Origin of the sequence: Streptomyces sp. NBC_00433 (assembly GCA_036015235.1) — a bacterium.
GTDB lineage: Bacteria > Actinomycetota > Actinomycetes > Streptomycetales > Streptomycetaceae > Actinacidiphila.
Window position 1 is genome coordinate 7,677,626 of record CP107926.1, and the last position, 21,871, is coordinate 7,699,496.

A 21,871-nucleotide genomic window follows, 5' to 3' on the forward strand; every position below is an offset into this window, starting at 1 on the left:
TATACGCCAGCGGTCTGATCGACCGTGACCACCCGCGGCGGCCGCCGCCGCGAGCGGTCCCACTGCCCACAGGGAGAACCCCTTGCGCATACCCGTTCCCAGACGCAGCCGCCGCACCGCCGGTGTGGTGGCTTCCCTCGCGTCGGCCGCTCTCGCCGTCGTTGGCCTGCAACTTCCCACCGCCACAACGGCGTCGGCCGCGCCTTCGCACCGGCCCGACGTCGTACGCCAGTGCGCGGACGCCAAGCCCGGGGAATTCTCCTGCTTCGCACTGCGCAGGACGGACATCCCGGCCAAGGCAGGACTGCAGCCCGCGGCGACCACCCCCGAGGGCTTCGGCGCAACCGATCTGCAGAGCGCGTACGCACTGCCGCCGGACGGCGGCGCGGGACAGACCGTGGCCATCGTGGACGCCTACGACGACCCGACCGCGGAGGCGGACCTGGCGGTCTACCGCCAGCAGTACGGGCTGCCGGCGTGCACCACGGCCAACGGCTGCTTCAGCAAGGTCAGCCAGCGCGGCGGCAGCGACCTCCCCGACCCCGACCCCGACTGGTCCGGCGAAATCTCGCTCGACCTCGACATGGTCTCGGCGGCGGCGCCCAACGCCCACATCCTGCTGGTCGAGGCGGACTCGGCCTACTTCGACGACCTGGGCGCCTCGGTGGACCAGGCGGTCGCGCTGGGCGCGAAGTACGTCTCCAACTCCTACGGCACGGGCTACGACAGCACTCCCGGCAGCGGTGAGGACCCGTCAGAGGCCACCAGCATGGACCCGTACTACAACCACCCGGGCGTCGCGGTCGTCGCGTCGAGCGGTGACGACGGCTACGGCGTCAGCTACCCCGCCGTCTCGCCGTACGTCACCGCGGTCGGCGGCACCGCGCTCACCCGGGACTCCAGCACCCGCGGCTGGAGCGAGTCGGTGTGGAACAACGCCTACGGCGGCCCGGGTTCGGGCTGCTCGCTCTACGAGCCCAAGCCCGCCTTCCAGACCGACACCGTCTGCGCGAAGAGGGGCGAGGCCGACGTCGCGGCGGTCGCCGACCCGGACACCGGCGTCGCGGTCTACCAGACCTACGGGAACGACGGCTGGGCGGTCTACGGCGGCACCAGCGCCTCGTCCCCGCTGATCGCGGGCGTCTACGCGTCGGCCGGCACCCCCGGCTCCGGCACCTACCCCAACGCCTACCCGTACGCCAAGCCCGGTTCGCTCAACGACGTGACGGAGGGCGACAACGGCTCCTGCAGCCCCGCCGCCCTGTGCACCGCGGGACCCGGCTGGGACGGCCCCACCGGCCTCGGCACGCCCAACGGCCTCGCCGCCTTCTCCAGCGGACCGCACGGCGTCTTCTCCGGCACCGTCACCGACCACGCCACCGGCGCCCCGATCGCCGGCGCCGTCGTCAAGGCCGGTGACCACAGCGCCACCACCGCCGCCGACGGCACCTACAAACTGGACGTACCGCCCGGCAGTTACGACCTGACCGCCGCCGCGTACGGCTACGGCACCGCTTCCGCCACCGCGGTCGACCTCGCCGACGGCGCCACCGTCACCGAGTCCTTCGCGCTGGACGCCGTGCCCACCAAGACCGTCTCCGGCCGCGTCAACGACGGTTCAGGGCACGGCTGGCCGCTCTACGCCGCCATCACGGTCGACGGCGTCCCCGGCGGAGCGGTCTACACCGACCCGGCGACCGGCGCCTACACCCTGAAGCTGCCGCAGAACGCCACCTACACGCTGCACGTCGCCGCCAACTACCCGGGCTACCAGGCGGTGAGCAAGACCGTGCAGCTCGCGGCGGCCGACAAGACGCTCAACGTGGCGGTGCCGGTGGACAGCGCCTCCACCGACGCGCCCGGCTACGCGGTGAACCTCGACGGCGCCACCGAGCCCTTCACCGCCACCACCGCCCCGCCCACCGGCTGGAGCGTCGTCAACGCCGACGGCACCACCGGCGGTTGGACCTTCGACGACCCGGGCAGCCGCGGCAACCGCACCGGCGGCAGCGGCGGCTTCGCCATCATCGACAGCGACGACATCGGCCAGGACCTGGACCAGGACACCTCGCTGCTGTCCCCGTCCTACGACCTGAGCGCCGCCACCGGGCCGATCCTCGGCTTCGACACCGACTACAAGGAATTCTCCAACTCCACCGCCGACGTCGACGTCTCCTCCGACGGCGGCACCACCTGGACCACCGTCTGGACGAAGACCACCACCTCGGTGGCCGGCCCCGCGCACGTCGAGATCCCGCTGAGCGGCTACGCGGGCAAGAGCGACGTGCGGCTGCGCTTCCACTACACCGGCACCTGGGCCTACTGGTGGCAGCTGGACAACGTCTTCGTCGGCAAGCGCACCTTCGACCCGGTCCCCGGCGGCCTGGTGGTCGGCACCGTCATCGACGGCAACACCAAGGCCGGCGTCAACGGCGCCACCGTCACCAGCACCGACAGGCCCGCCGACCACACCACCACCAGCGCCACCCCGAACGACCCGAACCTGGGCGACGGCTTCTACTGGACCTTCTCGCACCTCACCGGCAAGCACCCGATCAGCGCGGCGGCCTCGCACTACACCTCGGCCTCCGGCACCGCCAACATCCCGCCGGACGGCACCGTCCAGCGCAACCTCACCCTCAAGGCCGGGCAGCTGAAGGTCACTCCCGCCTCGATCGACAAGACCGTCGCCTGGGGCAAGAGCGCCTCGCAGAACGTGACGGTCAAGAACACCGGCGGCGCCCCGGCCACCCTGACCCTGGGCGAGACCCCGGGCGGTGTCGTCGTCGCGAAGGCCGGCGCCCCGCTCAACCTCGTCAAGGGCCACTTCTCGCCGCTGTCGCTCGCCGCCCACGGCGCGAAGGCCGGCGCCACATCCAAGGCCGCGGCGCCCGCCGCGGCCGCCGCGGGTGACGCCTGGCTGCCGGTGCCCGACCTGCCGGTCACCACCGGCGACAACGCGGTCGCCGGCTACCAGGGCACCGTCTACTCGGCGTTCGGCTACACCGGGCTCGACGACACCAGCGACCTCTACGCGTACAGCGCCGACAGCGGCGCCTGGACGAAGCTCGCCTCCGCCGCCGACACCCGCGAGGCGCCGGCACACGGCATCATCAACGGCAAGCTCTACGCCTCCGGCGGCTGGGGTGCCAACGGCAGCCCCGACGCCAAGCTGGAGATCTACGACATCGCCACCAACACCTGGAGCACCGGGGCCAGTTCACCCAAGCCCTACGCCGGCGCCGGCACCGCGGTGCTCGACGGCAAGCTCTACTCCGTCGGCGGCTGCACCGCCGACGCCTGCGGCACCACGGACGTGACGGCGTACGACCCGGCGACCAACACCTGGTCCAACGCCGCCGCCTACCCCGAGGACGTCGCCTGGGAGTCCTGCGGCGGCATCAGCGGCAAGCTCTACTGCGCCGGCGGCACCATCGACGCCGGCACCCTCACGCACGGCTACGTCTACGACCCGGCCGCCGACGCGTGGTCGCCGATCGCCGACCAGCCGACCGACGCGTGGGGCGCCGCCTACACCGCCGCCAACGGCCTGCTGCTCGTCAGGGGCGGCGCCGTCAACGGGGGCGCCGCACTCACCAACCAGACCTGGGCCTACCAGCCCAACGACAACACCTGGACAGCCCTGCCCAACTCCACCGCCTCGCTCTACCGCGGTGGCGGCGGCGCCGGCTTCTACGCCGTCGGCGGCCTCGCCGGGCAGGTCCCCGCGAAGACCGCGGAAGTCCTGCCGGGCTACGACCAGACCGACACCGCCGACGTCAGCTGGCTGAGCGAGAGCACCGACTCGGTCACCCTGCAGCCGGGTGCCAGCGCGACCGTCACGGTCACGCTCGACTCGTCGGCGCCGGACATCAGCCAGCCCGGCACCTACACCGCGGCGCTCGGCCTCGGCTCCGACACGCCCTACCCGCTCTCCCCGGTGGGCGTCTCGCTCACCGTCAAGCCGCCGGCCACCTGGGGCAAGATCACCGGAACGGTCTCCGCGGCCGGGGCGCCGCTGAGCGGTGCGACGGTGCAGATCAACACCTGGGCGACCCATTACACCCTCAAGACCGCCAAGGACGGTACGTACGCGCTGTGGCTTGACGTCCGCAACAATCCCTTGCAGTTGATCGTCGCGAAGGACGGCTTCCAGCCGACGACGACGACGATTCGCATCGTCAAGGGGACGACGACCACGTCCAACTTCACCCTCCTGAAGGACTAGCCCACCCCGGCCGGGCAGGCTTCCCCGCCTGCCCGGCCGGCCCCCTTCCCCGTGACGCCGTCGCGGCTTGTCGCGCAGTTCCCCGCGCCCCCGAAAAACCAGGGGCGAGCGCCGGGCGCAGGAGGACGCAGGCCCAAAGGGGCGCGGGGAACTGCGCGACCAGCCACGACGGCAGCCGCAGGAAAGCAACGCACCGCAAGGGCAAAACCCCAGGGGCGCGGGGAACGCGCCGCGAAGGGGAGGCGGGGCTCAGGCCCCGTGGAGTCGGGTGAGGGTCGCGGAGAGTTCGGCGGAGAGGATGCTCACCGCCTCCCCAGCCTCGCCGGAGGCGATGGCTGAGACCAGCGCCGCATGCGCCGCATCCCCCGTCGCGGGATCGACGGCCCGCAGCCCGAGCAGGTCGACGACGTCGACCAGCGCCCCCCGCAGCGCCGGCGCGAACTCGGCGAAGAGGTCGCTGAGGACGGCGTTGCCGGCCGCGGCCACGATCGCCGCGTGCAACGCGATGTCCGCGTCGACGAAGGCCTCGTCGTCCTCGCCCGCGGCGAGCCGCCGCGCGGCAAGCGCGGCGACCATCGCCTCGACGTCCGCCCTGGTGCGCCGCTCCGCGGCGAGCCGCGCCGCCTGCACTTCGATCATGGCCCGCACCTCGTAGACGTCCGCGACAGCGGCCCGCCGCAGCCGTGTGCCGAAATCCTCGTGCGGCTCGGTCGAGATGACGAAGACCCCGGCGCCCTGCCGGGACTTGACCAGGCCTGCCTCGGCGAGGGCCCGTACCGCCTCGCGTACGGTCGAGCGCCCGACGCCGAGCGACGCGGCGAGCGCGGTCTCGCCGGGCAGCTTCGTGCCCACCGGCCACTGCCCGTCGAGGATCTGCTCGCGCAGGTGCTCCGTGGCCTGTTCGACCAGCGGGCTTGGTCGCAGGGAACCGAGCGGCATGGCCGTCTCACCTCTCAGGTTGTCTGATGACTTTTGCGCGGCCAGTTTACCCGCCATGACGCGGCGGGGTCTCCTTCTCGGATGCCGTGGCGGGGCCGCCGCGCTCCTGGAGGTCTGCAACGGGCTGACCGCGCTGTGGGACGCCGGGGGTGAGCGGTCAGGGCCGGTAGACCTTCCCCGGCTCGGGCGCTGCGGGCGCGAGCAGTTCGGGCACCGTCACGAAGGTGTAGCCCTGCGCCCGCAGCGCGTCGATGATGCCCGGCACGGCGGGCACCGTCCCCTTGTAGAGGTCGTGCAGCAGGATGATGCCGTCGCGGCTGGCGTCCTTGAGTATCCGCTTGTGTATCAGCGCCGAGTCGGTGGTGGCGTAGTCGCTCGCGGTGTCGCTCCACAGCACCTGCGCGAGCCCCAGCTCCTTGCAGACCTTGGAGACCTTCTCGTCGGTACGCCCCTGCGGCGGCCGCATCAGGGTGGGCCGCTTGCCGGTCAGCTTCTCCACCTCGGTGTCCAGGTGGTCCAGCTCGGCGCGTATCTGCGCCGGCTTGAGGTCGGTCAGCCGGGGGTGGGTCCAGGAGTGGTTGCCCAGCACATTGCCGTTCTGGCCCATCTGCTTGACCAGGTCGGGGTATTTGTCGACATGGTTGTGGCCGAGCAGGAAGAAGGTCGCCCGTACCTTCTTCTCCGCCAGCACCTTCAGCAGCGCGGGGGTGTGCTCGCTCGGCCCGGCGTCGAAGGTCAGGGCTATGCACTTGGCCTTGCGGCAGTCCACCGCCCCGGCCGGCAGCGCCCCCGCGGCCGCTTTGTACGCGGCCTCGCGGGCGCTCTTCGGCGACTGCGCGTCGTAGCTGGCGCAGCCGGTCAGTGCCAGGGCCAGCGACGCCGCCGCGAGTACGGCGGTCAGGCCCGTCCGCCGGACTGTACGGGACGTTTTCGGCATGGCGGATCCTCCGGAAGTCGGTGCTCGGCTGGTGGGACGCTGTGTGCCGGGCGGCGTGGCTGGCCACTCTACACACCCGCTATACATGCGGCGTATAGCGGGTGAGCTGCACGTGAGTCCGGAGCCCCTGGGCTCTAGGGTCTGTCGTTCGGATCTCCGCGGCGTCGCGGAGATCCGAACGACAGACCCTAGCCGCGAGCGGCGAGCGCTTCGAGCAGGCGGGAGAGGGAGCCGCCTAGGCCCCAGCGGGTGGCGAGCGCGTCGAGCGCGGCGGGTGACGCCGGAGCGCGGGGGAGGGCCGGGTCGAAGACCGGGAGCGGGACGTCCTTGGCGACGGCGACGACCGTCGGGGCGACGTCGAGATAGTCCGCGGCCGCGATGATGTTGCGCCGCCGCGCGGGCGTCAGGCGCGAGAACGGGTCGACGGCAGCCGCCCGCACCCCGGCGAGGTCGCCGTACTCCGACACCAGCTGCGCCGCGGTCTTCTCGCCGATCCCCTTCACCCCCGGCAGGCCGTCACTCGGGTCGCCCCGCAGGGCCGCGAAGTCCGCATATTGCCCGGCCCTGACACCGTAGCGCTCCGCGATCGCCGCCTCGTCGACCACGTCGCTGTCCCCCACGCCCTTGCGGGGATAGAGCACGCGCACTTCCCGCGCGTCGTCGACCAGCTGGAAGAGGTCGCGGTCGCCGGTGACGATCGCGACGGGTCCGGTGGCGGCGGTCGCCAGGGTGCCGATGACGTCGTCCGCCTCGTAGCCGGCCACGCCGACCCGGGCGATGCCGAGCGCGTCGAGCACCGCCTCGATGACGGGCACCTGCGGCGAGAGGGTGTCGGGCACCTCCTCGACGTCCCCGCCGTCCTCGACCTCCTCGGCGACGCGATGCGCTTTGTAGGACGGGATCAGGTCCACCCGCCACTGCGGGCGCCAGTCCGCGTCCATGCAGGCCACCAGGTCGGTGGGGGAGTGGTCGGTGACCAGCCGGGAGATGAAGTCCAGCAGCCCGCGCACCGCGTTGACCGGGGTGCCGTCGGGGGCCTTCACCGATTCGGGCACGCCGAAATACGCGCGGAAGTACAGACTCGCCGTGTCGAGCAGCAGCAGCTTGCCGCTGTTTTTCTGGTCGGTCACCGTGCCAGCATCGCACGCACCACCGACAGCGGCCCGTACGGTGGGCGGATGGCTCAGCTGAACCGGGGGCGCGGCGGCGCCGTGCGCCGTGTCGTGTCGCTCGTGCCGTCCCTCACCGAGGCCGTCGCCGAGACGGCGCCCGAGCTGCTGGTCGGCGCCACCGACTGGTGCACGCACCCCGCCGACCTGCCGGTGGCCAGGATCGGCGGCACCAAGAACCCCGACGTGGCGGCGGTCGCCGCGCTCGCGCCCGACCTGGTGGTCGCCAACGAGGAGGAGAACCGCCCCGCCGACCTGGACGCGCTGCGCGCGGCGGGCCTGGCCGTCCTGGTCACCGAAGTGCGTTCGCTGCCCCAGGCCTTCACCGAGCTCGACCGGATGCTCACCGGGGCCTGCGGCCTCCCCCGCCCCGGCTGGCTCGACGCGGCCGAGGCCGCCTGGCGTGGCATCGCCCCGGGGCCGCGCCCGCGGCGCGCGGTCGTCCCGATCTGGCGCCGCCCCTGGATGGTCCTCGGCCGCGACACCTTCGCGGGCGACCTCCTCGCCCGCCTGGGCGTGGCCAACGCCTACGCGGCCCACACCGAGCGCTACCCGCGCGTCCCCCTCCCCGAGCTGCTGGCCGCAGACCCCGACCTGGTCGTACTCCCCGACGAGCCCTACCGCTTCACGGCCGGCGACGGCCCCGAGTCCTTCCCCGGCATCCCCGCGGCACTGGTGAGCGGCCGCCACCTGACCTGGTACGGCCCGTCGCTGGCCGCGGCGCCGGCCGTCCTCGCCGACGCGCTGGCCGCGGCGACCGCCGGCTGAGCCGCGGGCGCCGGGAGCCGGCCGGTCAGCAGGCCGCGCGCCGTGCCCGCGGCGGCGGTGGCCCAGGCCGCGACCAGCACCGAGTAGAGGGCCGCCGCCAGCCAGGCCGCGGCGTGCAGCCCGGTGTGCCGGGCCAGTGCCGTGGCGCCGGTCGCGCACGTGCCGACCGGGAAGGTGAAGGCCCACCAGGTCATCGAGAACCGCAGGCCCCCGCGGGCCGCCCGCGCCACCATCGCCGCGGCCAGCGCCAGCCACAGCAGGGCGAAGCCCATGACCGGGACGCCGTAGAGGACGGCGAAGGCGCGCAGCGCCGAGGCGTACGGCGGCGCGACCGCGGAGGGAGCGTTGTCGGCGAGCGCGCCGACCGCCGTCGTGGACTGGCCGAGCGGCCCGAGCACCAGGAAGAGCGCCGGGGTCAGCGCCACCGGCAGCGGCCCGTACCGCAGCAGCCGTCCCCACACCAGCGGCAGCAGCATCAGCGTGGCCAGCAGGCTCAGGCCGAACATCGCGTAGCAGCCCAGCAGCAGCGCCTCCCGCGCCTGCCGGGCGCCGGGCGGCAGGTGCGGCACCAGCGGGGGGCCGAGCGCGGCGGCGACCATCGGCGCCACCACCGGCAGCAGCCATACGGGCGAGGCGTCCGCCGCGCCGATCCGGTGCCGCGTCACCATCAGATACGGCACCGCCGCCGCGACCAGCAGCGCGCTCGCCGCCCCCGCCGTCCACAGCGCCGCGTCCACCGCCACCGCGGCGTGCCCGCCGATCACCCGCGGCCCCAGCGTCAGCGCGCCCCCGCCGACCGAGAGCAGCGCCATCGGCAGGCAGCCGTAGAAGGGCGCGACCGCCGGGTCGAGCAGCTGCCGCCGCGCCTCGTCGCCGTGGCGGGCCCAGTGCGCCGCGCGGGCGGCGAGGACGAGCCCCAGCAGCACCGCGGCCAGCACCCACACCCCCGTGCACCCGTCCCGCACCCAGCCGGGGCTCCCGGGCAGCCCGGCCCCCGCATTCCCGACGATGGCGGTGCCCATGACGGCGGCGTACCAGTTCGGCCCGACATGCCGGAAGCCTTCGGCGCGCACGCCCACCCGCGCGGGGACAACAGTGACCATGCCCCCACGATCACCCGACCCCCCACCGCGCCGGTAGCACCCGCGGAGCTATCAGGTCATAAGCTGGCCTTATGCCTGTCCCCGACCCCACCGACCCCGCAGAAGGGGCGGGCGCGGCCCCGCCCGGCCGGCGCGGAGGGCGGGAAGGCGCAGGTGGCGGGGGATCCGTGGCGCGGCGGGTGCCCGACCTCGGGGCGATGGAGCTGCTGGTCGCGGTCGCGCGGCTGGGAAGCCTGGGGCGGGCCGCACGGGAGCTGGGCATCAGCCAGCCGGCCGCCAGCGCGCGGATGCGGGCCCTTGAGCGGCAGCTCGGAGTGGCACTCGTACGGCGGTCGACGGGCGGGTCGGCGCTGACCGAGTCCGGCGCGCTGGTCACCGAATGGGCGCGGCGCGTGTTGGAGGCGGCCGAGGACTTCGACGCGGGAGCGCGGGCGCTGCGCGGGCAGCGGGACTCCCGGCTGCGGGTCGCGGCCAGCATGACCGTCGCCGAGTATCTGCTGCCCGGGTGGCTGACCGCACTGCACGGGCGGCACCCCGGCACCGCCGTCTCGCTCGCGGCGGGCAATTCCGTGGTCGTCGCCCAGCAGGTCACCGCGGGCGAGGCGGACCTGGGCTTCGTGGAGGGCCTCGACGTGCCCGCCGCCCTGGACGCCGCCGTGATCGGCCACGACCGGCTGCTGGTCGTCGTGGCGCCGGGCCACCCGTGGGCGGCCCGCCGCCGGCCGCTGCCCGCCGCCGAGCTGGCCGGCACCCCGCTGCTGCTGCGCGAGGAGGGCTCGGGCACCCGCCAGGTGCTCGACGCGGCGCTCGCCCCGCACGGCGGCCCGGCCGTACCGCTGCTCGAACTCGCCTCCACCACGGCCGTGAAGAGCGCGGCCGTCGGCGGCGCGGGCCCCGCCGTGCTGAGCGAGCTGGCCGTCGCCGACGAGCTGTCCGCCCACCGCCTGGTCGCCGTCCCCGTCGCCGGACTCGACCTGGGCAGGGCGCTGCGCGCGGTGTGGCCCGCCGGGCACCGCCCTGCGGGCCCGGCCCGCGACCTGCTCACACTGACCCGCCATCCGGCCCCCCGCCGATAGCCCGCGGGCAGCGGCGGAACCGCCCGCTTACGGGATTCTCATGCGGGGGCCATAGGGTGACCGCCGTGACGACGACGACCCCGCCCGGCTGGTATCCAGAACCCGGGCACACAGGCAACGGCCCGGCGATGGAACGCTGGTGGGACGGATCCGCTTGGACGGAGTACACCAGGACCGCACCGGTCCCGGCGGCGGCTCCGCAGGCGTACGGCTACCCGGCGGACGCCGGCTATCCGGGCTATCCGGGATATCCGAGCGACGCCGCGGGCGGCACCGGCGGCAAGCGCACCGGGACGGTGGTGATCGCCCTGGTCGCCTCGCTGGTCCTGATAGCCGCGATCGTCGCCGGCGTCCTCGTCCTGGGCAAGAACGGCGACAAGGACGACGCGAAGACGACCCCGACGCCCACCTCCACCGGCGGCAAGATCCCCGGCCCCGCACCGAAGCCGTCCGACGGCGGCGACGGCGGCAGCGACACCGGAGGCGGCAGCGGCGGCTCCGACGACTCGCCGCGCGGCGACGGCAAGTCCGCCATCGACGCCTACGACGCGATCAGCCTGCCGGTGCTCGACGGCTGGACCGGCACCTCCGGCGACGTCGTCGCCCGCCTGTCGACCGGCAGCTACAAGTGCCCCGGCACCACCCCGGGCACCTGCTCCCTCGGCGGCGTCTCGGCGGAGCCGACGATCGCCGAGGAGATCACCGCCACCACGGCGGAGGCCGCGGCCAAGGCGGACATCGCCAAGAACGCCGCGGCCTCGTACAGCAAGGACACCTACGGCGCGACCACCTCGCACCAGCAGCTGAAGGCCGGTCCGGTCACCGTGGCGGGCCGGCAGGGCTACCTGGTGCGCTGGAAGGTCGTCACCGCGTCCGGGACCAAGGGCTACGTCGAGTCGCTGGTCTTCCCCTCGCCGACCACCAAGCAACTGGTGCTGGTCCGCTTCGGCTTCGACATCGCCGACAAGGCGCCGGGCCTCGACGTGATGGACCAGATCACCCAGGGCATCAAGACCGACACCAGCCAGGGCAGCGGCAGCACCGGGGGCACCGGCACGGGCGTCTGAGTCCCGCCGTCGCCGTCGCCGTCGCCGTCGGTCCGCGCCCGGGTCCGTCACCGCCGTCACGGCGGCGGCGGACCCGCCCCGGTCCTCAGATCACAGGAAGGTCTTGCCCTCGCCGCGGTAGGTCGGCACCACCGCCGTCACCTCGTCGCCCTCTATCAGGTGCAGCTCGGCGAACCGCTCGCACATCTCCCCGGCCTTCGCGTGCCGGAACCACACCTTGTCGCCGATCAGCAGATCGTCCGCGGCCGACCCCAGCAGCGGGGTCTGCACCTCGCCCGGCCCCTCCTGCGGGTCGTAACGCAGCCCCTCGGGCAGATACGGCACCGGCAGCCGGTCGCCGCCCGCCGCCCCCGAGGCCGGGTAGCCGCCACCGAGCACGGTGACCACACCGACGCCAGGGCGGCGCACCACGGGCTGCGCGAAGAGCGCGGCCGGGCGGCCGCGGAATGACGTGTAGTTGTCGAAGAGCCGCGGCAGGTAGAGGCCGGAGCCCGCCGCGATCTCCGTGACCGCGGCCTCCACGGCGGTGTGCTGCACACTCCCTGTGCCGCCGCCGTTGACGAACTCCAGCCCCGGCTCGACAGCCCGCACCGCCCGTACGGCCTCGGCCCTGCGCGCCGCCAGCTCCTTGCGCGCGGCGGACTGCATCAGGCGTATCGCGAGCGACCGCGCGGGCCGCCCCCGCACCGCGTCGCCGACACCCGCGATATGCCCCTCGTAGGCCATGATGCCCACCAGCCGGAAGCCCGGCCGGGCGGTGATCGTACGCGCCAGGGCCGCCAGCGGCTCCGGGTCGTGCAAGGACGAGCGCAGCGCCCCGATCCGCAGCCGCCCGGCCAGCTTGCGCAGGCTGGTGTCGAGTTCCAGGCAGACCCTGACCGTCTCGGTGCCCGAGCCGCGGGCCGCGTCGATCAGGTCGAGCTGCGCCACATCGTCCACCATCACGGTGACCGCGGCCGCGAGCTTGGGGTCGGCGGCCAGTTCGGCGTAGGCGGCGCGGTCCGCCGAGGGGTAGGCCAGCAGGACGTCGGTGTGGCCCGCCCTGGCCAGCCACAGCGACTCGGCGAGCGTGAACGACATCAGGCCCGCGAAGCCGTCGTGCTCCAGGGCGCGTTCCAGCAGCGCCCGGCACCGTACCGACTTCGTCGCGATCCGGATCGGCTTGCCCCCGGCCCGCCGCGCCAGGTCATCGGCGTTCGCGTCGAAGGCGGCCAGGTCCACGACGGCCACCGGGGCGTCGAGATGGGCGGTGGCCCGGTCGTACCGGGTGCGGTCGGCTGTGCGCTCTGACATGTCGCGCAGCTTGCCAGACCGGGCCTACCGAACGGTAGGCCCGCGGCGCACGGCCCGTGGGAACCGTAGGCCCCAGCTACCCCGTAGAGTGACGCGCAAGCCGCGCGGATACAGGTCATACGAGGGGGCGCCGGGTGAGCACCGGAGTGGACAACGGAGAACCCCCGGCGTCTCCGTTCCCCACCCTCCACCCCCGCACGCCCCGCCAGGACCACCCCGACGGCACGGTCCCGCCGCCCCCGCGCCACCGCCCCGTCCCCCCACCCCCCAACCCGGCCACCCGCCTGTCCGAGCTGACCGACCCCGACGCCCCGGCTGACGCCGGCCCGGGGGCGCCGCCGGTGAACGAGGCTGCTGGGGTTGGGGCTGGGGCCACGACGCCGACGCCTGTGTCTGTTCCTGTGCCGCCTCAGGCCCCCGCGCCCGCGGCGCCCTCGCTGCCCGCCGCGGCTCCGCCCGTCCCGCCCCGCGTACCCGCACCCGCTGCGGCGCCCGGCGCGGCCGGCGCGGTGCCGCCCCGGCCGACCGCGCCGCCTCCGCCTACTGCCGAGCCTTCGTCGTCGGCGCCGCATATTGCGGCGCCGTCCGGCTCGGTTCCGCCTGCGCCTATCGCCGAGCCTTCGGCGTCGCGCAATGCGGCGTCCTCCGCCGTGGCCCCGCCTCTGCCTGCTGCCGAGCCGCCAGCCTCGCGTATTGCCGCGCCGTCCCCCTCCGCCCCGCCTCAGTCGGAGGCCGAGGCACGTGTGGGTGCGGGGGTGCCGGACGCCCCGCCCGTACCGCCGCCCCCGGTGCACCCGCCGCGGCCGGTGACCGTCACGCCGCTGCCCGCGGCCGCGGGGCCGCCGCAGGCCGCGCACATGGCGCCGCCTTCCGCGCCGCCCCTGCCCGCGCAGGCCGCGCACATGGCGCAGCCCCTTCTCCCCCCTGCCGCAGCGCCCCGGCGCAGCCGCGGGGTCAGGGGTGCCGTGGCAGTGTGCGTCGTCGTCGGGCTCGGCCTGATCGGCGGCGCCATCGGCGGGGCCGTGATCGACCACGGCCCGCACGTGGTGCCGCAGGCCGCTCCGGGGAGTGCCGCCGAGTTCGGGCAGGCGCGGCAGGTGTGGCACAGCGCGCCGGTGGACACCCTCTTCCCGCCGACCGTGGCGGGCAAGGGCGCGGGACCGGGCGGAGCGGACCGGGTCTGGACACGGGTCGGGGTCGCCGCGCCGGGGGACTGCGCGGGGGCGTTCGACACGCTGCTCGACCAGGTGCTCGCGCCCACCGGCTGCCTGCGGCTGCTGCGGGCGACCTACGTGGACAGCACGTCGACCACCGTCACGACCGTGGGCCTGCTGGTCACTTCCGCGGACCGGGCCGGGATGCAGGCGCTCAGCCGGCGCTGGACCGGCGAGCACCTGGGCGACCGTACGGACCTGATACCGCGGCCCGTGGCCTTCCCCCGCACGCCCGCGGCCCGCTTCGGCACGGCGCAGCGCGGCAGTTGGAGCGTGGAGGTCTCGTCCGACCTGCCCTTCGTCGTCTACGCGGTCAGCGGCTTCGCCGACGGCCGCAAGGTGTCGAGCCCGCAGCCCGCTTCCCTCGCGACGGCCGCGGGCGCCACCACCGCACCCGCCCAGGCGGGCCTCGGCCACGACGCCACCGGCCTGGCCAAGGCCGTCTACGACCGGCTGACCGCCACGGTGGCCGCGCGGCTGCACCCGACCGCCACCCCCGGGACGGAGAAGCACCGGTGACCGCCGTGAACGCCGTGACCGGCCCCACCGGCCAGGCGCCGGCAATGTACGCAGCCGCGGCGATGCGCCCGGCCCCCGGGACGGAGAAGCCCCGATGACCCGCCGCATCACCCTGCCGGTCAGGGCGGTCGCCGTCGTCGCGGCCGCCGGCGCGCTGCTCGCCGTGGGCGGCGGGCCCGCCGCCGCGGACACCGTCAGGGACCGGGAATGGGCGCTGGCGGCGCTGCACGCGCAGAAGGCCTGGGAGACCAGCAAGGGCGCGGGAGTGACCGTCGCCGTGCTCGACACCGGGGTGGACGCCACCCATCCCGACCTCACCGGCCAGGTGCTGGCGGGCAAGGACATGGTCGGGTTCGGGTCCTCCCGGGGGGACAAGACGTGGGCCAACCACGGCACCGGGATGGCCGCGATCATCGCCGGGCACGGACATGGGACGGGTGACGGCAAGGGCGTGCTCGGGATCGCGCCCGAGGCGAAGATCCTGCCGGTGCGGGTGATCCTGGAGGAGAAGGACCCGCAGCGCGACAAGGCAAGGAAGAGCCGGGGCGGGGCGCTGCCCGAGGGCATCAGGTGGGCCGCCGACCACGGCGCCGACGTCATCAACCTCTCCCTCGGGGACGACAGCGCGACCGCCGCACCGGTCGCCGCCGAGGCCGACGCCATCCAGTACGCCCTCGGCAAGGGCGTCGTGGTGGTCGCCTCCGCGGGCAACAGCGGTGACAAGGCGGACCGTTCCTCCTACCCGGCGGCCTACCCGGGCGTGATCGCGGTGGCCGCGGTCGACCAGAGCGGCGGCCACCCGGCCTTCTCCACCCACCGCTGGTACGCCGCGGTGGCCGCGCCCGGCGAGGACGTGGTGATCGCCGACCCGAACCGCAAGTATTACGACGGCCTGGGCACGAGTGCCGCCTCCGCCTACGTGTCGGGCGCGGCCGCGCTGCTCAGGTCCGCGTATCCGAAGCTGAGCCCGCTGCAGATCAAGCAGGTGCTCCAGGACACCACCCGGCACAAGCCCAAGGGCGGCAGGAGCGACGAGATGGGCACCGGCGAGATCGACCCGGCCGCGGCGCTCGCCGCGGCCGCGAAGCTCACGCCGGGACCGGTCGCGCCCGCCGCGGCGACCTATCCGCACCGCTACTTCGGCTCGGGCCCAGACCCGCTGCCGGTGCCGGCCGCCGGGTCGAGCGTCCTCGGCAACGGCGTCGCCGCCGCCTTCGGCGCCGTCGGCGCGGTGCTGATCGCACTGGCCGCGCTGCTGTGGTTCCGGCCGCGGCGGTCCACCCCCGCGGGCGACGTGACCCCGCCGGATAGAGTGCCCGAGTGGCGCTGAAGAACATCCCCGACCCCGGTTACGCCGACGACGACGGCTCCGCCGCCCCCGCCCTGACCGCGGCCCTTGCCGCGTGGGACGCGGACCGCGGCCAGGAGGGTGCGGTGATCGAGGCGCTGCGGACCGCCAGGCTGCTGGTGCCGGTGATCGCGGTGCTGGGCGAGGCCGAGACCGGCGAGGACGGGCTGCGCCGGGAGAAGAGCAGCGACATGGCGGTGCCGACCATCCAGGCACCCGGCGGGCGGAAGGCGCTGCCCGCCTTCACCTCCACCGCCGCGCTGGCCCGCTGGCGGCAGGACGCGCGGCCGGTCGCCGTACCGCTGCACCAGGCCTTGCGCGCGCTCGCCCAGGAGGGCGCGGACACGCTGCTGATCGACCTCGCGGGGCCGGTCGCGTACGAGCTGACGGGCGCCGCGCTGCGCAGCGCCGCCGACGGCCCGGGGCACGGCGAACCGCTGGCGGACCCGGCGGTGCGTGCCGCGCTGCGGGCTGCGGTGGCCGCGGAGCCCGGCGTGGCGCGCGCCCACCTGACTCCCGGCACCGACAGCGACGGCACCCTCGGCCTGGTCCTCGCGCCCGGCGCGGACGTCGTACGCACCGGGCAGGCGCTGGCCGCCGCCCTGGCCGCGGACGACACGCTGCGCGCGGGGCTGCGCCGAGGCATCGACCTGGCCCTGCTGCCGCCGGACGCCACGCTGCCGGGGGAACCGCTCTTCACCCGCTGACGGCCGTCCTCGGCCCGCGGACCTGCGGACCGACCCGCGAAGCCGGCCTCTCCCGCTCCGCCCGCCTTTCCTCCGAGATGTGCGTCTCACCCGGAAGGCCGAGAATGCGAGCAGGCAAGAGATCATCTTCGTGGAGGTCCGGATGGACATGCGAACGATCACCGAGAACCGGACGCCCGAGGACGAGCGTGCGTTCATCTGCGAATTCCTCGGCACCCTGGTGCTGGTCTTCTTCGCGGTGGGCGCGGCCGTGCTCTCCGGGCAGTTCATCGGCACCCTGGGCATCGCGCTCGCGTTCGGCCTGATCCTGCTCGCCGTCGCCTACGCCGTCGGCCCGATCTCGGGCAGCCAGCTGAACCCGGCGGTCACCCTGGGCATGCTGGTCGCGCGGCGGATCTCGGTGCGTACCGCTGTCGAATACTGGATCGCCCAGTTCCTCGGCGCCATCGTGGGCGCCGCGCTGCTGCTGCTGGTCGCCAAGCAGGTGCCGGCGCTCCAGACGCACGGCGCCTTCGGCACCAACGGCTACGGATTCCGCTCGGCGGTCGGCATCAACATCTTCGGGTCCTTCGTAGCCGAGCTGATCCTGACCTTCCTGCTGGTCTTCATGTATCTCGCGGTCACCCACCGGATCGCGCTGATCGGCTTCGCCGGGCTGCCGATCGGCATGGCCTACGCCGTGATCCACCTGATCGGCATCCCGCTGACCGGTACCGGTGTGAACCCGGCCCGCAGCCTGGCCCCCGCGCTCTTCGCGGGCAGTCCGGCGCTGACACAGGTGTGGCTGTTCCTGGTGGCGCCCCTGGTCGGCGCGGTCCTGGCCGCGTTCGTGCACGAGGTCACCCACCCGGCGCTGGCCGCGGTCCGCGCGGCCAGGGCGGCGGCCGCCGAGTCGGAGACCGCCGCCAGGGCGCTGGGAGAAGAGGGCTGAGCGGGCGGTCGGCTCAGCGTGCGAAGACCGGGCCGGTGTACTTCTCGCCGGGCCCCTTGCCGGGCTCGTCCTGCACCACCGACGCCTCGCGGAAGGCCAGCTGCAGCGACTTGAGCCCGTCGCGCAGCGGCGCCGCGTGGAAGGTGCTGATCTCGCCGGCGCTCGCGACGACCAGGCCGGCCAGCGCCTGGATGAGCTTGCGGGCCTCGTCGAGGTCCTTGTGGTGCTCGCCCTCCTCGGCCAGGCCGAGGTTCACCGCCGCCGCGCTCATCAGGTGCACGGCCACCGTGGTGATCACCTCGACCGCGGGCACGTCCGCGATGTCGCGGGTCATATCGTCGAAGCCGGGGGCAGGTGCGTCGTTCATGTCCGACACGATATGCCCCGTCCGGCCGATTACGGCCCTCGGCCCCACGCTGCTATGCTGGGGTTACGACCGGTCGGTCACCAGTGTGTCCGACCACCAAGTGGAGGCTCCGATCTCCCACCTGATCGGCCGGAAGGCCGATGGGTCCCGGTCAGACGGTAATCGCCGGTAGGACGCCGGTGAGCACCGTTGATGCGCCCCGCGGAATAAACGCGGCGGTGCTCCCGGTTGTGAGGAGCCCCGCCTGTGTCCCGTACGGGGCGTTTTCTGCGCCTTGGGTACGGGTCGGTCAGACGAAGACAGACTCAAGCGCGGCTGTCGGCCAGTCAGCCGCGTGGTGCAACCGAGGAGGCCCCATCAGCGCCGAGCCCCGCATCAACGACCGGATTCGCGTTCCCGAGGTGCGACTTGTCGGTCCCAGTGGCGAGCAGGTCGGCATCGTGCCGCTTGCCAAGGCCCTGGAGCTTGCGCAGGAGTACGACCTCGACCTGGTCGAGGTAGCGGCGACCGCACGTCCGCCCGTGTGCAAGCTCATGGATTACGGGAAGTTCAAGTACGAGTCGGCCATGAAGGCCCGTGAGGCGCGCAAGAACCAGGCGCACACGGTCATCAAGGAGATGAAGCTCCGGCCGAAGATCGACCCGCACGACTACGACACCAAAAAGGGTCACGTCGTCCGGTTCCTCAAGCAGGGCGACAAGGTCAAGATCACGATCATGTTCCGCGGACGCGAGCAGTCCCGGCCGGAGCTGGGCTACCGGCTGCTGCAGCGGCTCGCGGAGGACGTCCAGGACCTCGGCTTCATCGAGTCGAATCCGAAGCAGGACGGCCGGAACATGATCATGGTTCTCGGTCCGCACAAGAAGAAGACCGAGGCCATGGCCGAGGCCCGCGAGGCCCAGGCCGCCCGCAAGGCGAGCCGTCAGGGTGACGCCGCGGGCGACGCCCAGGCCGACGCGGATGCGGACGTGGACACGGACACGGACGCGGACGAGCAGGTCGAGGCCCCGGCCGAATCCGGCTGAGACGAAGAACATCCCGGAGCCCCCGGCTTCCGGGTCGGTAATGCAGGACTGACGCTCTCCGTGCGCCCTCGGGCGGACGGGAGGGCAGCGACGAGGAGACTACGGCGCCATGCCGAAGAACAAGACGCACAGTGGTGCGAGCAAGCGCTTCAAGATCACCGGCTCCGGCAAGGTGCTGCGTGAGCGCGCCGGCAAGCGCCACCTGCTCGAGCACAAGCCGTCCAGCAAGACGCGTGCCCTGACCGGCACGGTCGAGGTCGCCAAGCCCGACGCCAAGAAGATCAAGAAGCTGCTCGGCAAGTGACGGCCGTGCCCCTACCGGGGCGCACCGTCCCGGGTCGGGAGTCCATTCGCTTTCGGATCGCGTGAGTAAGACCGCGGTCCCCTAGAAGGAGTCATCAAGTGGCACGCGTCAAGCGGGCAGTCAACGCCCAGAAGAAGCGCCGGGCGATCCTGGAGCAGGCCAGCGGTTACCGCGGGCAGCGTTCGCGCCTGTACCGCAAGGCCAAGGAGCAGGTCACCCACTCCCTGGTCTACAACTACAACGACCGCAAGAAGCGCAAGGGCGACTTCCGTCAGCTGTGGATCCAGCGCATCAACGCCGCTGCCCGCGCCAACGGCATCACCTACAACCGCTTCATCCAGGGTCTCAAGGCCGCCAACGTCGAGGTCGACCGCAAGATCCTCGCCGAGCTGGCCGTCAACGACGCCAACGCCTTCGCGGCCCTGGTCGAGGTCGCGCAGAAGGCGCTGCCCGCGGATGTGAACGCGCCGAAGGCGGCGTGACGCCGCGCACGGAGCGCGGAGCGGTTCCCCGGACCCGCGGGTTGTCATGACGCCCGCGGGTCCTTCGCTGTCCGCCGCGACCGCGGTCGCGGTTCCCCCGGCCGCGGTCCGCGGCGGCGGAAAGACCCAGGAGCAGGCACCCTGATGGGCATGGGCACCACCCCCGAGCTGACCTCGCTGCGTTCCGCGCGGGTCACCGCCGCGCACCGGCTGGCCCGGCGCAGCTTCCGGGGCAAGGAGCGGCGCTTCCTGGCCGAGGGCCCGCAGGCCGTACGGGAGGCCGTCGCGCACCCCGGGGGACCGGCGGGGCGCACCCTGGTCGAGCTGTACGCCACCCCCGAGGCCGCCGAGCGGCACGCCGACCTCGTCGCGGCCGCACGGGCCGCGGGGGCGCCGGTGCTGACCGCGACCCCCGAGGTCATGGCCGAGATTTCCGACACCGTCACCCCGCAGGGCGTCGTCGGCCTGTGCCGCTTCCTCGACACCCCCTTCACCGAGGTGCTGCGCGCCCGGCCCCGGCTCGTCGCCGTGCTGGCCCACGTCCGCGACCCCGGCAACGCCGGCACCGTCCTGCGCTGCGCCGACGCGGCAGGCGCCGACGCGGTGGTCCTCACCGACGCCTCGGTCGACCTCTACAACCCCAAGGCGGTACGCGCCTCCGCCGGCAGCCTGTTCCACCTGCCCGTCGCGGTCGGCGTCCCCGTGCACGACGCCGTCGCCGGGCTGCGCGCCGCGGGCGTACGCGTGCTGGCCGCCGACGGCGCCGGGCAGCGGGACCTCGACGCGGAGCTGGACGAGGGCACCATGCAGGGCCCCACCGCCTGGATCTTCGGCAACGAGGCCTGGGGCTTGCCCGAGGAGACCAGGGCGCTCGCCGACGAGGTCGTGCGCGTCCCCATCCACGGCCGCGCGGAGAGCCTCAACCTCGCCACCGCCGCCGCCGTGTGCCTCTACGCGTCCGCTCGTGAGCAGCGTGCGCCCGCAGGGTGCCGCAGCGTGACCTCCAGCTAGTAGGGTGGCGGCCCGGGGGACCCTGAGAGGGGGGTGGCGCGCATGGGTGTCACGGCGCGAAGGAACGGCGCGCACAGCGCGCCGACTGTCCTGCCCGCAGGCTCACGGGAGCCACCGGGGCCCGGCTCCGGGCAGGACCAGGCGGCGGACGCGTACGCCACCGCCGCCGACTGGCGCGGCCTGCACCCGGACGACCTGCCCGACGGGCTGCTGGTCGCCGACCAGGACGGCCGGGTGATCTGCTTCAACGCCGCCGCCGCCCGGATCACCGCGCTGCGCCCGCAGGACGTGCTCGGGCTGTCGGTGGAGCAGGCGCTGCCGCTCGAAGACCTCGAAGGCCGCCGCTGGTGGGCACTCACCGACCCCTACGGCGGCCTGGCGATCAGGGCCGGCCAGCCCGAGCGCAACCTGCTGCTGCCCGGCGGCCGCGAAGTGCTCGTCGCCGCCCGCTACGTCCGCGAGCGCCCCACAGGCCCGGTGCGCCGCCTGGTGGTCACCCTGCGCGGCACCGACGCACGGCGCCGGACCGAGCGCAGCCACGCCGAGCTGATCGCCACCGTCGCCCACGAGCTGCGCTCGCCGCTGACGTCGGTCAAGGGCTTCACGGCGACGCTGCTCGCCAAGTGGGAGCGCTTCACCGACGACCAGAAGAAGCTGATGCTGGAGACCGTCGACGCCGACGCCAACCGCGTCACCCGGCTGATCGCCGAACTCCTCGACATCTCGCGCATCGACTCGGGCCGCCTCGAAGTACGCCGCCAGCCCGTCGACCTGGCCGCCGCCGTCCAGCGCCACGTCGACGCCCATGTCGCGGCCGGCCAGCGGCCCGACCGCTTCAGCGTGCGGGTCGGACAGCCGCTGCCCCCGCTGTGGGCCGACCCCGACAAGGTCGACCAGGTGCTCGGCAATCTGCTGGAAAACGCGGTGCGGCACGGCGAGGGCACTGTCACCATCGAGGTGGGGCCCTCCTACGCCGGCGCTTCCTACGCGAGCGGCGACCGGTGGTCCACCGGCACGGCGGTCACCGTGAGCGACGAGGGGCCAGGCATCCCGGAGGAGTCCATGAGCCGTGTCTTCACCCGCTTCTGGCGGGGCAGCAAGCGCGGTGGCACGGGCCTGGGGCTCTACATCGTCAAGGGCATCGTCGAAGCGCACGGCGGCACCATCGCCGTGGGCAGGGCCGCGGGCGGCGGCGCCGAATTCCGATTTATCCTGCCCGTCGGGGCACCCGCGTTCATGGCCTGAGGCGGCACCGCCTCCGAGACCGGCGCGACCCCGGCGGGCCGTCCCGCGGGGCGGGCGAAAACCGCCGGTCCCCGCCACGCCAGTAGACTCGTGCCCTGGCATGTGTCCGGTCGGGCAGAGCCTCCACCGGAAGGCCGG

At 73.9% G+C, this 21,871-nt stretch carries 18 protein-coding genes and 1 pseudogene; 13 read left to right on the forward strand and 6 right to left on the reverse strand.

What is annotated here, in order from left to right:
- Positions 1-82: 82 nt before the first annotated feature.
- Complete coding sequence (locus OG900_32855; GenBank protein WUH94458.1) at positions 83-4,228, forward strand: carboxypeptidase regulatory-like domain-containing protein; 4,146 nt, start codon at positions 83-85, stop codon at positions 4,226-4,228.
- Between the two features lie 249 nt (positions 4,229-4,477).
- Here the strand turns inward: OG900_32855 and OG900_32860 are convergent, their stop codons facing one another.
- The 3 genes from OG900_32860 to OG900_32870 form a co-directional block, all read right to left on the reverse strand.
- Positions 4,478-5,167: a GntR family transcriptional regulator gene (locus OG900_32860; protein ID WUH94459.1), complete on the reverse strand. Its 690-nt coding sequence runs from the start codon at positions 5,165-5,167 to the stop codon at positions 4,478-4,480.
- 157 nt (positions 5,168-5,324) lie between these two features.
- A complete protein-coding gene (locus OG900_32865; protein WUH94460.1) occupies positions 5,325-6,104 on the reverse strand; it encodes a polysaccharide deacetylase family protein in 780 nt (259 codons plus the stop codon).
- Between the two features lie 188 nt (positions 6,105-6,292).
- Positions 6,293-7,234 carry a 5'-3' exonuclease gene (locus OG900_32870; protein ID WUH94461.1) on the reverse strand — a complete coding sequence of 314 codons (942 nt, stop codon included), beginning with the start codon at positions 7,232-7,234 and terminating at the stop codon, positions 6,293-6,295.
- Positions 7,235-7,282: 48 nt separating this feature from the next.
- Between OG900_32870 and OG900_32875 the strand changes: the two are divergent.
- Positions 7,283-7,921 (forward strand): annotated as a pseudogene (locus tag OG900_32875) (helical backbone metal receptor).
- Here OG900_32875 and OG900_32880 read toward each other — a convergent pair.
- Positions 7,891-9,144, reverse strand: coding sequence for a TDT family transporter (locus OG900_32880; GenBank protein ID WUH94462.1), 1,254 nt, complete (start codon positions 9,142-9,144; stop codon positions 7,891-7,893). The pseudogene OG900_32875 and the gene OG900_32880 overlap by 31 nt on opposite strands.
- A 197-nt stretch (positions 9,145-9,341) precedes the next feature.
- Between OG900_32880 and OG900_32885 the strand changes: the two genes are divergently transcribed.
- Positions 9,342-10,220 (forward strand): LysR family transcriptional regulator, encoded by an 879-nt coding sequence (locus OG900_32885; GenBank protein ID WUH96010.1) that lies wholly within the window; start codon positions 9,342-9,344, stop codon positions 10,218-10,220.
- A gap of 65 nt (positions 10,221-10,285) precedes the next feature.
- Entirely contained in the window at positions 10,286-11,287 is a 1,002-nt protein-coding gene (locus OG900_32890) for a DUF2510 domain-containing protein (GenBank protein WUH94463.1), read from the forward strand.
- Between the two features lie 90 nt (positions 11,288-11,377).
- Here the strand turns inward: OG900_32890 and OG900_32895 are convergent, their stop codons facing one another.
- Positions 11,378-12,580 (reverse strand): amino acid deaminase/aldolase, encoded by a 1,203-nt coding sequence (locus OG900_32895; GenBank protein WUH94464.1) that lies wholly within the window; start codon positions 12,578-12,580, stop codon positions 11,378-11,380.
- Positions 12,581-13,335: 755 nt separating this feature from the next.
- On the opposite strand from OG900_32895, the gene OG900_32900 reads away from it, so the two are divergent.
- The 4 genes from OG900_32900 (at position 13,336) to OG900_32915 (ending at position 17,299) form a co-directional block, all read left to right on the forward strand.
- Positions 13,336-14,313, forward strand: coding sequence for a hypothetical protein (locus tag OG900_32900; GenBank protein ID WUH94465.1), 978 nt, complete (start codon positions 13,336-13,338; stop codon positions 14,311-14,313).
- Positions 14,314-14,407: 94 nt separating this feature from the next.
- Positions 14,408-15,643 carry a type VII secretion-associated serine protease mycosin gene (mycP, locus tag OG900_32905; GenBank protein ID WUH94466.1) on the forward strand — a complete coding sequence of 412 codons (1,236 nt, stop codon included), beginning with the start codon at positions 14,408-14,410 and terminating at the stop codon, positions 15,641-15,643.
- Positions 15,634-16,368, forward strand: coding sequence for an SseB family protein (locus OG900_32910; protein ID WUH94467.1), 735 nt, complete (start codon positions 15,634-15,636; stop codon positions 16,366-16,368). Before mycP ends, OG900_32910 begins: the two co-directional genes overlap by 10 nt.
- A gap of 142 nt (positions 16,369-16,510) precedes the next feature.
- The gene (locus OG900_32915) at positions 16,511-17,299 is read left to right on the forward strand and encodes an MIP family channel protein (GenBank protein ID WUH94468.1); all 789 of its coding nucleotides are present in this window, start codon (positions 16,511-16,513) and stop codon (positions 17,297-17,299) included.
- Between the two features lie 13 nt (positions 17,300-17,312).
- Here OG900_32915 and OG900_32920 read toward each other — a convergent pair whose 3' ends face one another.
- Positions 17,313-17,666, reverse strand: coding sequence for a DUF1844 domain-containing protein (locus OG900_32920; protein WUH94469.1), 354 nt, complete (start codon positions 17,664-17,666; stop codon positions 17,313-17,315).
- Positions 17,667-18,022: 356 nt separating this feature from the next.
- On the opposite strand from OG900_32920, the gene infC reads away from it, so the two are divergent.
- From infC to OG900_32945, 5 genes are all read left to right on the forward strand, one after another.
- A complete protein-coding gene (infC, locus tag OG900_32925; protein WUH96011.1) occupies positions 18,023-18,691 on the forward strand; it encodes a translation initiation factor IF-3 in 669 nt (222 codons plus the stop codon).
- A gap of 109 nt (positions 18,692-18,800) precedes the next feature.
- Positions 18,801-18,995 (forward strand): 50S ribosomal protein L35, encoded by a 195-nt coding sequence (gene rpmI / locus OG900_32930; GenBank protein ID WUH94470.1) that lies wholly within the window; start codon positions 18,801-18,803, stop codon positions 18,993-18,995.
- Positions 18,996-19,093: 98 nt separating this feature from the next.
- On the forward strand, positions 19,094-19,477 hold the full coding sequence (gene rplT / locus OG900_32935; protein WUH94471.1) for a 50S ribosomal protein L20: 384 nt from the start codon (positions 19,094-19,096) through the stop codon (positions 19,475-19,477).
- A gap of 150 nt (positions 19,478-19,627) precedes the next feature.
- On the forward strand, positions 19,628-20,488 hold the full coding sequence (locus OG900_32940) for an RNA methyltransferase (GenBank protein WUH94472.1): 861 nt from the start codon (positions 19,628-19,630) through the stop codon (positions 20,486-20,488).
- Between the two features lie 42 nt (positions 20,489-20,530).
- Positions 20,531-21,733: an ATP-binding protein gene (locus OG900_32945; protein WUH94473.1), complete on the forward strand. Its 1,203-nt coding sequence runs from the start codon at positions 20,531-20,533 to the stop codon at positions 21,731-21,733.
- The last annotated feature ends 138 nt before the right edge of the window (positions 21,734-21,871 follow it).

Excerpts from the sequence above, each read along its gene's own strand:
- OG900_32895 (WUH94464.1), bottom strand. The coding sequence starts at position 12,580 with ATGTCAGAGCGCACAGCCGACCGCACCCGGTACGACCGGGCCACCGCC.
- OG900_32860 (WUH94459.1), bottom strand. The coding sequence starts at position 5,167 with ATGCCGCTCGGTTCCCTGCGACCAAGCCCGCTGGTCGAACAGGCCACG.
- OG900_32865 (WUH94460.1), bottom strand. The coding sequence starts at position 6,104 with ATGCCGAAAACGTCCCGTACAGTCCGGCGGACGGGCCTGACCGCCGTA.
- OG900_32945 (WUH94473.1), top strand. The coding sequence starts at position 20,531 with ATGGGTGTCACGGCGCGAAGGAACGGCGCGCACAGCGCGCCGACTGTC.
- OG900_32940 (WUH94472.1), top strand. The coding sequence starts at position 19,628 with ATGGGCACCACCCCCGAGCTGACCTCGCTGCGTTCCGCGCGGGTCACC.
- OG900_32915 (WUH94468.1), top strand. The coding sequence starts at position 16,511 with ATGGACATGCGAACGATCACCGAGAACCGGACGCCCGAGGACGAGCGT.
- OG900_32920 (WUH94469.1), bottom strand. The coding sequence starts at position 17,666 with ATGAACGACGCACCTGCCCCCGGCTTCGACGATATGACCCGCGACATC.
- OG900_32885 (WUH96010.1), top strand. The coding sequence starts at position 9,342 with ATGGAGCTGCTGGTCGCGGTCGCGCGGCTGGGAAGCCTGGGGCGGGCC.
- mycP (WUH94466.1), top strand. The coding sequence starts at position 14,408 with ATGACCCGCCGCATCACCCTGCCGGTCAGGGCGGTCGCCGTCGTCGCG.
- OG900_32880 (WUH94462.1), bottom strand. The coding sequence starts at position 9,144 with ATGGTCACTGTTGTCCCCGCGCGGGTGGGCGTGCGCGCCGAAGGCTTC.
- rpmI (WUH94470.1), top strand. The coding sequence starts at position 18,801 with ATGCCGAAGAACAAGACGCACAGTGGTGCGAGCAAGCGCTTCAAGATC.